At 70.1% G+C, this 11,669-nt stretch carries 12 protein-coding genes and 1 tRNA gene; 2 read left to right on the top strand and 11 right to left on the bottom strand.

Translation table 11 applies throughout. The features are described 5' to 3' along the window. Positions 1–29: 29 nt before the first annotated feature. Complete coding sequence (locus ACZ4UV_RS44045) at positions 30–1,265, bottom strand: hypothetical protein (RefSeq protein WP_390048066.1); 1,236 nt, start codon at positions 1,263–1,265, stop codon at positions 30–32. Next, a complete protein-coding gene (locus ACZ4UV_RS44040; RefSeq protein ID WP_093505297.1) occupies positions 1,262–1,828 on the bottom strand; it encodes a DUF4365 domain-containing protein in 567 nt (188 codons plus the stop codon). Before ACZ4UV_RS44040 ends, ACZ4UV_RS44045 begins: the two co-directional genes overlap by 4 nt. A 169-nt stretch (positions 1,829–1,997) precedes the next feature. Here ACZ4UV_RS44040 and ACZ4UV_RS44035 point away from each other — a divergent pair, with 169 nt between their 5' ends. Continuing rightward, a complete protein-coding gene (locus ACZ4UV_RS44035; protein ID WP_467846131.1) occupies positions 1,998–2,723 on the top strand; it encodes an exonuclease domain-containing protein in 726 nt (241 codons plus the stop codon). Here the strand turns inward: ACZ4UV_RS44035 and ACZ4UV_RS44030 are convergent. After that, on the bottom strand, positions 2,650–3,156 hold the full coding sequence (locus ACZ4UV_RS44030; protein ID WP_451019889.1) for a winged helix DNA-binding protein: 507 nt from the start codon (positions 3,154–3,156) through the stop codon (positions 2,650–2,652). The genes ACZ4UV_RS44035 and ACZ4UV_RS44030 overlap by 74 nt on opposite strands. A gap of 357 nt (positions 3,157–3,513) precedes the next feature. Between ACZ4UV_RS44030 and ACZ4UV_RS44025 the strand changes: the two genes are divergently transcribed. Beyond that, entirely contained in the window at positions 3,514–3,864 is a 351-nt protein-coding gene (locus ACZ4UV_RS44025; RefSeq protein WP_451019888.1) for a 2-oxoglutarate dehydrogenase E1 subunit family protein, read from the top strand. A 3-nt stretch (positions 3,865–3,867) separates the two neighbouring features. On the opposite strand, the gene ACZ4UV_RS44020 is transcribed toward ACZ4UV_RS44025, so the two are convergent. From ACZ4UV_RS44020 to ACZ4UV_RS43985, 8 genes are all read right to left on the bottom strand, one after another. Beyond that, positions 3,868–4,272 (bottom strand): nuclear transport factor 2 family protein, encoded by a 405-nt coding sequence (locus tag ACZ4UV_RS44020; protein ID WP_451019887.1) that lies wholly within the window; start codon positions 4,270–4,272, stop codon positions 3,868–3,870. Between the two features lie 147 nt (positions 4,273–4,419). Beyond that, a tRNA-Val gene (locus ACZ4UV_RS44015) sits at positions 4,420–4,494 on the bottom strand. A gap of 39 nt (positions 4,495–4,533) precedes the next feature. Next, the gene (locus ACZ4UV_RS44010) at positions 4,534–4,980 is read right to left on the bottom strand and encodes an SRPBCC family protein (RefSeq protein WP_390048075.1); all 447 of its coding nucleotides are present in this window, start codon (positions 4,978–4,980) and stop codon (positions 4,534–4,536) included. 121 nt (positions 4,981–5,101) lie between these two features. Then, on the bottom strand, positions 5,102–7,840 hold the full coding sequence (locus ACZ4UV_RS44005) for an exo-rhamnogalacturonan lyase family protein (RefSeq protein ID WP_451019886.1): 2,739 nt from the start codon (positions 7,838–7,840) through the stop codon (positions 5,102–5,104). A 100-nt stretch (positions 7,841–7,940) separates the two neighbouring features. Then, entirely contained in the window at positions 7,941–8,513 is a 573-nt protein-coding gene (locus ACZ4UV_RS44000) for a hypothetical protein (protein ID WP_351487843.1), read from the bottom strand. Positions 8,514–8,529: 16 nt separating this feature from the next. After that, positions 8,530–9,405 carry a carbohydrate ABC transporter permease gene (locus tag ACZ4UV_RS43995; protein ID WP_451019885.1) on the bottom strand — a complete coding sequence of 292 codons (876 nt, stop codon included), beginning with the start codon at positions 9,403–9,405 and terminating at the stop codon, positions 8,530–8,532. Continuing rightward, positions 9,402–10,361: a carbohydrate ABC transporter permease gene (locus ACZ4UV_RS43990; protein WP_451019884.1), complete on the bottom strand. Its 960-nt coding sequence runs from the start codon at positions 10,359–10,361 to the stop codon at positions 9,402–9,404. The genes ACZ4UV_RS43995 and ACZ4UV_RS43990 overlap by 4 nt, the downstream gene beginning before the upstream one ends. Positions 10,362–10,372: 11 nt before the next feature. Continuing rightward, a complete protein-coding gene (locus tag ACZ4UV_RS43985; protein WP_467846110.1) occupies positions 10,373–11,659 on the bottom strand; it encodes an extracellular solute-binding protein in 1,287 nt (428 codons plus the stop codon). Between the last annotated feature and the right edge of the window lie 10 nt (positions 11,660–11,669).

The following is an 11,669-nucleotide window of genomic DNA, read 5'->3' as shown; positions in this document are numbered from 1 at the left end:
TCCGCGAAACGGTTACCGACAGTCCCCGCTCAGTCGCAGTCGTCTCCGGTGCACGCCTCCTCGAAGAAGTCGAGGTTCTCCTGGAGCGACTTCATCAGCCGGTCCCGCTCGGCCTCGTCCACCTGGACCGGCACGACCCCGAAGGCGCCGGACAGCCGCCGGAAGCCGCCCCGGCTCTCCAGCCGCCCGTGCACCCGCACCGGGAGCCCGACCAGGTGCGCCTGCCCGGCGATCCGGTAGTCCTCCTCGTCGAGGGTGACCCGCACGTACGGCACCTCGGCCCCGGCGATCACCCGGAGCCGTACCGCGCCCTCGCCGCGCGGCTCGGAGCGGCGCATGCGGACGACGGTGCCGGTGACCCGGACCGCGACCGAGGGTTCGTCGCGCAGATAGCGGGCGCCCGCCTCGCGCAGCACGGGCAGGTCGCCGGGCGAGAACTCGATGGGCTCGGGGGTGGCCGCGCAGTCGTCGGGGACGCCGGCGCCCGGCGCCCACTCCACGGAGACGCGGGCACCCTCCGTGCCGCGTACGAGAGTGACGAGGGCGTCGGTCAGCTCCCGGCTCACGCCCGCCTCGACGGCTCCGTCGAAGGCGTCCATGCCGCCGGTGGCCCGCTGGTAGTCGATGGCCTCGCGGGCGGCGTACAGGGCCTGGTGGAGGCGTACGGCGAGGGGCCGTCCGGTGCCGACGGGCACGAAGGCGGCCAGGCCGCGTCCGCCGTCCGCCGAGCCGACGAGGACGGACTCCAGCATGGCGGCGGCCGCACGCTTGTGCCGGGCGCCGTAGTAACCGGCACGCGCGCGGGTGGCGAGCGCGCCGGCCAGCAGGGTCTGCCGGGCGGCGGTGCGCAGCTGCTCCTCGACCGTCCAGGACGCGGCGTCCGCCGGCCCGCTGGGCACGTCCCGCCACCAGCGGATCTCATCGCTGGGCACGGCGAGCCCGACCAGCACCTCGCGGGCGGCCGGCGTGCCGCTGCGCACCAGAGCCGTCAGTGCCTCCCCGAGCAGGTCGTCGCTGTCCGGGAAGGCACGGCTCTCTGGTACGAGCAGGCTGGTGCCGGTGCTGCCCGGCCCGGGTGGGGTCCAGCGGCCGTAGCGCCCCGGCGCTCCCCCGCGCCGCTGCCAGCCGTGCCGGCGCAGCAGGGCGCCGAGCACGGCCGGGTCGACCTCTGCGGGCTCGGGGGGACGGCTCCAGTGGGTCCCGTGGAGATCGTCGGGATGCGGCCGGACCTCCCGCAGCTGCTCCTCGTACGGACGGTGCCTCATGGTCTGCCTCCCGTCCCGACCCGCGTCATGATCTCGCAGAGCGCCCGGTCGTCGAAGATGCGCGAGGTCGGAACCCGCACGGTGGTCCGGTGCCGGCCGGTGATCGGGTGCCCTGCCAGGTTGACCCAGTAGCAGCAGTGGCGCAGATCGAGCCGGTCGTGGCTGGCGCGCAGCCAGTCGTCCTGGGAGCGCGGTACCAGCATCACCACCAGGATCTTGTGCACCGACACCGGTGTGCGGGCGAGCTTGCGCAGGTGGTCGTTGTCCAGCGTGAAGGAGAAGAAACGTCCCGGCGGGTTGGGCGCGATCTGGTAGGTGCACTTGAGCTGCACCTTTATCGTCACCTCGTCGTCGACGGTGTGCCCCGGCGAGCCGTGGCTGACGTGCCAGTCGATGCCGTTGTCCGGGAAGGGCTGCGACAGCGAGCAGCCGGCCGCCGCCGCGACGGCATGCAGATAGCCCACCTGCAGTGTCTCCATGCAGGCGGTGGTCGCGAGTGTGCCGCGATGGGGGCCCGTACGTTCGGGCAGCAGCCCGCCCCGTTCGGGCTGCGCTATCGCCATGACCAACAGCCTTCCCAGCCAAAGAGTTTCCCCGTGGCGGGCCGCTGAACTGCAAAGACCCGCACTCCTGTTGTGTCCTTCCGGCGTACGTCGCAAACGGCCCGGGTATCACCAAACGGGCAGAAGACGGAACGTCACCTGCCGTGGGTGAACGAGGAGTTGTATGGGCATGACGTGCTGGTACGAGGGGCCCCTGGCCGCCTTCGACACGGAGACCACGGGCGTTGACGTCGAGACCGACCGGATCGTGTCGGCCGCCGTCGTCGTCCAGGACGCCCCGGGCACCCGGCCCCGGGTGACCCGCTGGCTGGTCAACCCGGGTGTGCCGGTGCCGGAGGCGGCGACGGCGGTGCACGGGCTGACGGACGAACACCTGCAGCGCAACGGCCGTTGGCCGGCGCCGGTGATGCACGAGATAGCCGAGGAACTGGCCGAGCACGCGGCGATGCACCGCCCGCTGGTGGTGATGAACGCGCCGTTCGATCTGACGCTTCTGGACCGGGAGTTGCGCCGGCACCGGGCGTCCGCACTGGACCGCTGGTTCGAGGCGAGCCCCCTGCTCGTCCTCGACCCCCGGGTCCTGGACAAGCATCTGGACCGCTACCGCAAGGGCCGCCGGACCCTGACCGACCTGTGCGCGCACTACGAGGTCACCCTCGAAGGCGCGCACGACGCGGGCGCGGACGCGCTCGCGTCCCTGGAGCTCGTACGGGCGCTGGGCCGCCGTTTCGCGGCCCGCCTGGAGCGCCTGTCCCCGGCCGAGTTGCACACCCTGCAGACGACCTGGCACGCGGCGCAGGCGCGGGGCCTGCAGGCGTGGTTCACCCGCAGCGGCACACCGGAGACGGTGAACACGTACTGGCCGCTGCGGCCGGACCTGCCGACGGCGGCGTGACGGGCGGGGCGCCGGTGCCGGTGCCCCGCCCCGACGCCACCAGGTGCCGGCGCAGCAGCGCCTGCGCCGTGCTTTCCGCGTCCGCGAAACCGGCGCGTCCCGCGTCGGTGAGGGTGACCTCGACCGCCCTGCGGTCGTCGGCCCGGCGGTCGCGTTCGATCAGTCCGGCCGCCTGCAGTCCCTTCAGGACGAAGGACATCCGGCTGCCCGATTCCCTGAGGAGTGCCGTCAGCCGGGCCACGGGCACGGGCACGGGCCCCTCCCCGGACCGGCCCTCGGCTTCGGCTTCGGCTTCTGCGAGGGCGCCGAGGACGAGGTAGTCGTGGAGCGACAGGCCGTGCCGGGCCCGCAGCTCGCCGTGCAGGAGCCCCAGGGTCCGCAGGACGGGCGGAGGCTGCCGCCGGGTGGTGTCCGACGGATCACGGTCGATCATCTTCGTTCCCCAGAGGTCGGTGCTCCGGCCGCGGACGCGCGACCGGACAGTCACAACCGGATCCCGTACGACGCCGATCGCGCGCCGGGCGGACAGCAGGCCCTCGGATCAGGACACGGTCTCCTTCCGCGCACGCCGCCGATGTCCCGATGTGAGGCAAATGTGGCCCGAGGGGCCGTCCGTCTCAGCGCTCCCCGCCTTCTGGCGTCGACAGCCCGACGCGGTCGGACGGCCGCCGGGCCGCGCCGGGATCCGACGACTGCACACAGGGAAGAAGGCGTTCCACGCCATGACGCCGCCTCAGAAACCGCTCCAGCGGCGGTGCACGGGCTGGACTTCGGACTCGACCAATGGGTCGTGGACGAACAACGGCAGCGCTACCTGCACGACCCGGACTCGGTCGACGAGACGTGGCGGGACTTCTTCGCAGCCCCGCCGTCTCCGGCCGTACCGGTCCCCCGGGCCGTCCCGGAGGGCCGCGCCGGTGCCGAGGCGGCGGTCGGGGCCGTCCGGGTCGCGGCCCTCGTCCACGCGTACCGGGTGCGCGGCCACCTCATGGCCACGGTGGCCCGGCGCACCGGCTTCGGCTCGCCGGAGTCGCTGCGCCGGGCCTTCGCACGCAACCTGGACATCACGCCGGGGGCCTACCGGGCGCGCTTCGGCAGCGCCGACACCGCCGACGCCACCGGCTGCGAACCGGTCGGCTGACCGTCAAGAGCTCGTGATGGTCCGTCCCGGCATCGGCTCCGCGAGCGCCGCCCGCCATGCCGGTGTGCCGAAGGAACCCCCGAAGTACTGGGTCTCGTGCACCACCTGCCCGTCGGCGAATTCCATGATGCTCACCGAGTACGACGGCACTCCGTCGTAGGTGATGACGCACTCGCTGACCCACAGCTGCGCGTGGCCGGTGATCCGCCGGACGGTGAAGTGCCGGTCGGCCGGGTGCCCGCCGCGTTGCGCCGCGATGGTGTCGCGCCCGCGGAAACGCTCACCGGACTGCGGGTAGTCGAGGATCGCGTCCGCGGCGTAGACGGCGTGCTCGGCTTCGACGTCCCCGCGTTCCGATGCCCGCCAGTGCTCCTCGATCGCGGCCCTGGTCCGGGGCTCAGCATCCATGGCACCGCCCTTCCGTGGCGGTGCCAGCCTAGGCACGCCCGCCGCGGCCGGCCGAGCGGCAGGCGGGCGCCGGCCGCCGAGTCCACCGTTCGGCCGGATCACGAGCAGCAAAAAGGCCGGTCCGCAATAGCGGACCGGCCTTCCCGGTGGTGGGCGATACTGGGTTCGAACCAGTGACCTCTTCGGTGTGAACGAAGCGCTCTCCCACTGAGCTAATCGCCCGGGAACGCAGTGAACGATACAGGTACCGGCGGGTGTCGTTCAAACCGCTTGGAGGTGCCTGAGCAGTCCGCGCCGTCCGGCGCTCATCATCAGCCGGTGGTTGAGCCGGAAGAACGGCCGCCCCAGCAGGGCGAGTCGCCGCAGCAGCGGCTTGTGGACGTCGACGACCTGGTCGTAGCGGGCGAGGGTGCCGGTGCCGTCGGCCGTGATCGTCCAGCGCGCCCAGCCCTCGATGTCGCCGGTCATCGAGATCTCCAGCACGCCGGCCTCGGGCTCGCGCCGCGCCTCGCGTGCGGTGAACGTGAGGTCGTACGGGAGGAACGACCGGATGGTGAGGACGGCGACGGAGTCGTCCAGCCGGTTCACCGAACGCACCTGGGGCCACCACCGCGGGTACTCCTCCACCTCCCGCAGCGCCTCGTACGCGGTGGCGAGCGGTACCGGGAGGGGCCACAGGCTGCGGAAGCGGTAGTGGTTCCAGTCCATGCCCGCAGTCTGTCGCAGACCGTGGAACTGAGTACGCGTACTCATGCCCGTACGAAGTGACCTGGACCACACTCACCGGTACGAGCGCCGCCGCCCGTGCGACGGCGCTCCCCCACCCCCGCTACGAGGGCATCTTGTCGCCGAGCAGGGCCAGGTTCTCGATCGCGGCGAGCCCGTACAGCGCGGTGTCGTTGGAGGACACCCAGCTCGCCTCGCTGCCCGCGACGAGCGTGACCGGGCCGGAGAGCGGCTCGGTCTTCCACGGCGAGGACTCGGTGTAGCCGTCCGAGCTGTAGAACTTCGTCCACGCGCGCTGGGCGAGCGTCGCGTCGCCGGTCTGTACGGCGGCGTACGCGTCGAGGCGCGAGTGGCCCTGGAACAGCAGCAGAGTGCCGAAGTTGGAGCCGTAGCGTGCCGCCTGTTCCGTTTTGGTGGCGTTGAAGTAGCGGCAGTAGTCGAAGTACGCCTCGTCGAACTTCGGCATGTCGATCAGGTAGATGAGTTCGGCGCAGAGTTCGTTGAGGCCGAAGACGGCCGAGAGGTGGGAGACGGAGACCACCGGGGTGGTGGCGGTCGCGAACCTGCCGGTGTCGAGGTCGTAGAGGCCGCTGCCCTGGACGAAGCCGTTGGGCTGGGCGGCGATGCCCTCCATGGTCGACAGGACGCGGGCCTTGGCCTTCTCCCACTTGGGGCCCTTGCGCTCCCACTCGGTCAGCCAGGCCGAGACCAGGCCGCTCCAGTCGGTGCCGAAGCCGATGGAGAGGGCGTGCCGGTCGGGAGTGTAGGGGTCGGTGCGGACCTTGCGCTGCGGGTCCAGGACGAGGAAGGTCTCGTCGGAGTCGACGTTGGCGGCCATGAGGTCGCCGACGCGTTCGTCGGCGGTGAGGAAGTAGTAGAAGCGCCGGTAGGTGGTGTTGGAGATGCGCTGCTGCTTGGCGCTGTCCGCGTAGTGCTGGATGCCGTGCCGGGTGCCGAGCCCGGCCCACTGACCGATGTGGTAGACGTCCACCTCGCCGGTGTGCCGGGTGAGCGCCTCGGCGAACCGGAAGATGTCCGAGCGGCCGCTTCTCAGGTAGGCGTACCAGAGCCACAGGTCGGGCGAGAGCTCGGAGTTGTCCCAGGCGTAGCCGCCGACGTCGTACCGCCACTGGTGGCGCACGGTGTCGTAGGTGTGCATGAAGTCGCCGTAGTCCCAGAAGCCGTACCAACGGCGTTGCTCCACCTGGTCCTTGTAGTAGGTGAAGAGGAAGTCGAGGTGGTCCTCGATCTTCGCCTTGGCGGCGGTGGAGCGGTCGGGCTCGGAGAACAGGCCGGGGCCGAAGACCTTGGCCTTGATCAACTGCTTGGGCGGGGCCGTGAGTTGCGGGAGCACCCGGACCGCGTCGACCTGGTCGGCCAGCGCCTGGGGTGTCGGTGTCGTCTCGTTGGCCCAGAACAACAGCTCCGAGGTGCGGGCGATGCCGTAGGGGGTGCCGAACTCCGGCTCGTAGTCCTCGTAGGTGATGTTGAGGCCTTCGAGTTGTTCGGCGTAGGTGTCCTGGCCCATGCCGTCGTGGTAGAAGCGCAGGTCCATCGGCTGGGCCTCGGGCGACCAGAGCCAGAGGGTGACCTCGGCTTCGTCGGTGTGGGCGTCGCGGATGTCGAGCTGGGCCGGGAACTTCTCCCAGAAGTCCCGGAGGCCGAAGGAGAATCCGCCGCTCGCCCCGCCCACGTATCCGAAACCGGAGGCCCGTCTGCCGCCGCCGGCCGCGATCCAGCCGTACCCCTTCTTGGTGCGCTTGCGGAGCGTGAAGCCGTCGGCGGAGAGCTGGGCGAGGGTGTAGTCGCCCCAGTGCGGGATGTACTGGAGGCGGGTGGTGACGCGTTGGTCCCAGGTGGCCGGGTCGGGCAGCTTCTCCCCCGCGTACTGGGCCGCCTGCACGGCCGCGCCCGGGTCGCGGCGCAGGCCGGTGATGCCCTGGACGGCTTCCCGCAGCAGGCCTGTTCCCTCACCTCCGATCCGGATGTGCCGGTCGTACGCCTCGTCGCGCATCGGCACGCTGAAGCGGACCCCGAGCCCGCGGACGAAGTCACCGCTCGCCTTGCCCGGCTCCTGGGTGCCGTCGTAGGTGATCGTGTGGACCATCCGGAAGGAGTCCGCGCCCGCGTAGAAGTAGAGACGGATCGAGAACGGCAGCCAACTGCGGCTTCCCTTGCGGTGCTTGCCGTCGACGCGGACCACGGCCCGGACCGTGCCCTCCTGTTCGACCGTGACGGAGTCGATCGCCCCGTCGAAGCGCTCGGTCTTGACCGTGCTCTGGTCCTCGTCCTCGATCTCGGGCTGGCGGATGAGGACGAGCCGTCCGTTCCTGGCGATCTCCGTCGACCCCCGGGTGACGGACTTGACGATCGTCGAGCCGTTCTTGCCGATCTTCACGGCGATCACTCCGGTCGACACGTCGATCGTGCCACCGTGCTTGTCGACGGTGATCTGCTGGGCGGGGGCGGCCGGTTCGCCTGCCGCGAGGGTGAGCCTGCCGTTGCCGGAACTCACCGCGTGGGCGGTCCACTTGAGGGAGCCGTCGGGCCAGTAGGCGATCGGCCAGGACTGGACGGGCACGTCCTTGCCGTCCTCGTCGGTCAGCGCGAAGGCCTGGTCCTCCTGGAACGCGCCCAACGGCCAGGGCACGCCCACGGTCGAACCGGGCGCGGCGCCGAGGCCGCCGTCCTCCAGCCAGTCCAGGGTCACCGGGTCCGCGGCGGCGGTCTCGGCTTCGGGCGCGGCCTGCGCGTCCTTCGCACCCAGCGCCCAGCTGAACTGGGCGGCGGCGCCGGCGACGGCGGCCGCCTTGAGGAGGGACCTGCGGGGGATGGGAGACATGTTTCCGCCTTTCCTTTCCGTGCGAGTGCAAGGTGGTCAGGGGCATGACAGATGGAGGCACGGCGCCGGTGGCGCCGCCCTTGGCATGGGACACCGCCGGTCAGCGGCGCCGGTGGCGCTCCTCCACGGCGACGGCCGCCGCGGCGACGGCGCCCAGCACGGGGACCGCCAGCGGCGCGATGAGCAGGGCGGAACAGACCACGAGGACCGCTCCCGCGACGAGCAGGAAGGATCCGCCGGGGTCCCGGACGGTCCGGCGGCCGGCCGCCGCGAGCAGGGTGCGCCAGCGGTCACCGGGGGCCCAGACGGCCGCCGCGCGCAGCCCCGCGACCGCGAGGCCGATCACCGCGAACAGCCCCACGGCCCCGACGAGCGGCCCGCCGGGCAGCCCGGCGCGCACGGCCTGGACGTCCACCCAGGCGGCGGCAACCGCAGCCCAGCCGGCGAGCCCGACGAGCCGGCCACCGGGCAGGGCGGCCCGGAAGTCGCTCACGAACTCCCGCCAGCCACCCTTCACCTGAGCGGTACGGCGGCGCAGGTGCCGGGCGCCGGCGGCGAAGGCGGCCGGATAGGTGACGATCCCCAGGGAGGCGACGGCGATCCAGACCCCGGTGAGCAGACATTCGGCGAAGACGCCGAACCTCTCCGCGAAGACGGACGGCCTTGCGCGCACGTCGGCCACGACGTCATCAGCCCTTCAGTCCGGAGGTCGCCATTCCGTCGATCAGATAGCGCTGGAAGGCGAGGAAGAACAGCAGCACGGGCAGCAGCGCGACGAGGGACATGGCGATCATCCCGCCGTAGTTGGCGGCCACGCCGTCGGAGTCGCGGAACATCATCAGGCCCAGGGAGACCGTGTACTTGCCCGGCTCGTTGAGATAGATCAACGGGCCCATGAAGTCGTTCCAGGCGTTGATGAAGGTGAAGATCGCACTGGTGATGAGGGCGGGCCGGCACAGCGGCAGCACGATCGACCAGTAGATCCGGAAGTGCCCGCAGCCGTCGAGCCGGGCAGCCTCGTCGAGTTCCCGGGGCAGGCTCCGCATGAACTGCACCATCAGGAAGACGAAGAAGGCCTCGGTGGCGAGGTACTTGCCGATCAGCAGCGGGGTGTAGCTGTTGATCCAGCCCAGCTTCTGGAACATCACGTACTGCGGGATCAGCAGCACGTGGTACGGCAGCAGCAGGGTGCCGATCATCAGGGAGAAGAGCAGGTTGCGGCCTGCGAAGCGGATGCGGGCGAAGGCGTACGCGGTGAGGGAGCAGGAGATCAGGACGCCGACGACGGCGCCGACGGCGTAGAAGAGGGAGTTCTGGAAGAAGGTCCAGATGCTGATGTCCGCTATGCCGTCGGCGAGGCCCTTGAAGTTGGACAGGATCGGGTGGGCCGGGAACAGCTGGAGGCTGTTGATGACGTCCTTGCTGGGCTTGAAGGACGCTCCGATCACCCAGACCACCGGGTAGAGGATGACCGCGAGGATCAGCAGGGCGCCGAGATGCCAGGCGAGGGATCCGGCGCGCTTGCGGCCGACCGTGTCCGTGACCTTGGTGGAGATCGTGCTCATCGGGCACCCTCCTCGTAGTGCACCCACTTCTTCTGGGACCAGAAGAGGACGGCCGTCACCAGCGCCACCGCCAGCAGCAGCATCCAGGCCATCGCGGAGGCGAAGCCCATCTGGGCGTTCTTGAAGCCCTGCTGGTACAGGTAACAGGTGTAGACGAGCGTGGCGTCGGCGGGGCCGCAGGCCGTGTTGGAGACGACATACGCCGAGGCGAAGATCTGGAAGGAGTGGATGGTCTCCAGGAGCACGTTGAAGAACAGCACCGGGGAGATCATCGGCAGCGTGATGTTCCAGAACTTCCGGAAGGGTCCCGCGCCGTCCATCTCCGCGGCCTCGTACAGTTCCTTCGGTACCTGCTTCAGACCCGCCAGGAAGATCACCATGGGCGCGCCGAACTGCCAGACGGTCAGTGCGACCAGGCAGTACAGCACCCAGTCGGCGTTGCCGACCCAGCCGCCGACGTGCCAGCCGAAGAAGGACTGGGTACGGTCCACGACCGCGCCGTCGGAGAAGAGCGACCGCCAGACGAAGCCGATCGAGACGCTCGCGCCGATGAGCGAGGGGGCGTAGAAGGCGGCCCGGTAGAAGGCCTGGCCCCGTCGGCTCTGCGCGAGGAGCAGCGCCACCCCGAGGGCGAGCAGCAGCTTCAGCGGGGTGCCGATGACGACGTACTTCGCCGTCACCTCCACCGACTTCTGCCAGCGGGGGTCGTCGAACATCTTGGTGAAGTTGTCGAACCCGACCCACTTCGGGGTGTTGAAGAGGTTGTAGTCGGTGAACGCGAAATAGAGCGAGGCGACCATGGGGCCCGCGGTCAGCAGCAGGAAGCCCGCGATCCACGGCGACATGAACAGGTAGCCGGCGAGGTTCTCGCGCCGGCGGGCCGGCCGCCCCGCGGTGGCGGAGGCGGCCGAACGCGTCTTGCGGGCGGTGGGCAGCGAGTCCTTGACGAGCGTCACGGCACGCCCCGTCAGGCCTGGAAGGCCGCCTCGGACTCGGTGAAGAACTGCTTCACCGCGTCCGCGACCTTCGTCTTGCCCTGTCCGAGGTCGCCGCCGATGCGCAGGAAGGCGGCCTCGATGGTGTCGGCACCGGAGGGGTGCGGGGTGATGGTGCCGAGGACGCCGGCCTTGGCGGTGTCGTCCTCGTACTGCGCGATCTCCTTGTTCACCTCGTCGGTGGGCTTGAACGCCGCGTATTGCTCGGTGCTCGCCAGGATGCCGCGGTCGTAGCCCATGATCTTGCCGACCTCGGGGTCGTGGACCATGAAGTCGATGAACTGCGCGACCTCCTTCGGGTGGGCCGTGCGGGAGGAGGCGCTCAGCATCAGGGAGGCGAGGTACTGGCCGGTGTGCTTGCCGTCCATGGTCGGGATCGGGGCGAGGCCGTAGGTGCTGCTGCCCTCGGAGGAGTAGCGGACGGTGAAGTTGTCCCAGGTGAACTCCGAGGCGCCGTGGCCGGCGGAGAGGGAGGACTTGGGCTGGTCCTGCGCCACGACCTTCGGGTCGGTGACGATGCCCGCCTTGACGCGGTTGTAGCCGTCGGTCCACCACTCCGTCAGGTCGGCCTTGTCGAAGCCGAGTCCGTCCGCGGTGTAGAAGGCCTTGCCGTTCTGGCGGAGGTAGAGGTCGTACAGGTACATGATCGCGAAGTAGCCGGTGTCCCCGGGGACCTTCGTCCTGTCGTGGATGGTCTTCAGGGCCTTGAAGTAGTCGTCCCACGTCCAGCCCGCGTGCGGCTCGACCCCGGCCTTCTCGAAGACCTTCTTGTCGATGACCAGCGCCATGGTGTTGGAGCCGACGGGGATTCCGAGCTGCTTTCCGTCGACCTCGCCGACCTTGGTCACCCCGGCCCGGAAGTGATCCAGGCTCAGATTTCCTGCCTGAACCTGTGACTTGAGGTCGAGGAGAATTCCTCGCTTGTCGTACTTCCGGAGAAAGGTGACGGCATTTTGGAAAACGTCCGGGGGATTTCCGCCCGCCGCCTGGGTCTGGAACTTCTCCCAGAACGATGCATACGTCTGGAAGTCGGTCTTGACCTTGATCTTCGGGTACTTCTTCTCGAAGAGCGCGATGGTCTTGTTGATCTTCTGTGCGCGTTCCTCGGCACCCCACCACGAGTAACGGATCGTCACCGTTCCGTCTCCCGAACCACTGCCGCCGCCACACCCGGCCGTCGCGGCCAGCCCGAGCGCGGCTGCCGAGGCCCCGGCCGCCTTCAGGATGGTGCGCCTCTCCACATTCCTGCTGGTTCCCATAGTCGGGCCC

Source organism: Streptomyces sp. NPDC028289 (assembly GCF_055565975.1).
Note: the sequence above shows the minus strand (reverse complement) of the source record. Positions and strands in the feature narration are given on the sequence as shown.

Excerpts from the sequence above, each read along its gene's own strand:
- ACZ4UV_RS44045 (WP_390048066.1), bottom strand. The coding sequence starts at position 1,265 with ATGAGGCACCGTCCGTACGAGGAGCAGCTGCGGGAGGTCCGGCCGCAT.
- ACZ4UV_RS44040 (WP_093505297.1), bottom strand. The coding sequence starts at position 1,828 with ATGGCGATAGCGCAGCCCGAACGGGGCGGGCTGCTGCCCGAACGTACG.
- ACZ4UV_RS44035 (WP_467846131.1), top strand. The coding sequence starts at position 1,998 with ATGACGTGCTGGTACGAGGGGCCCCTGGCCGCCTTCGACACGGAGACC.
- ACZ4UV_RS44030 (WP_451019889.1), bottom strand. The coding sequence starts at position 3,156 with ATGATCGACCGTGATCCGTCGGACACCACCCGGCGGCAGCCTCCGCCC.
- ACZ4UV_RS44020 (WP_451019887.1), bottom strand. The coding sequence starts at position 4,272 with ATGGATGCTGAGCCCCGGACCAGGGCCGCGATCGAGGAGCACTGGCGG.
- ACZ4UV_RS44010 (WP_390048075.1), bottom strand. The coding sequence starts at position 4,980 with ATGGACTGGAACCACTACCGCTTCCGCAGCCTGTGGCCCCTCCCGGTA.
- ACZ4UV_RS44005 (WP_451019886.1), bottom strand. The coding sequence starts at position 7,840 with ATGTCTCCCATCCCCCGCAGGTCCCTCCTCAAGGCGGCCGCCGTCGCC.
- ACZ4UV_RS43995 (WP_451019885.1), bottom strand. The coding sequence starts at position 9,405 with ATGAGCACGATCTCCACCAAGGTCACGGACACGGTCGGCCGCAAGCGC.
- ACZ4UV_RS43985 (WP_467846110.1), bottom strand. The coding sequence starts at position 11,659 with ATGGGAACCAGCAGGAATGTGGAGAGGCGCACCATCCTGAAGGCGGCC.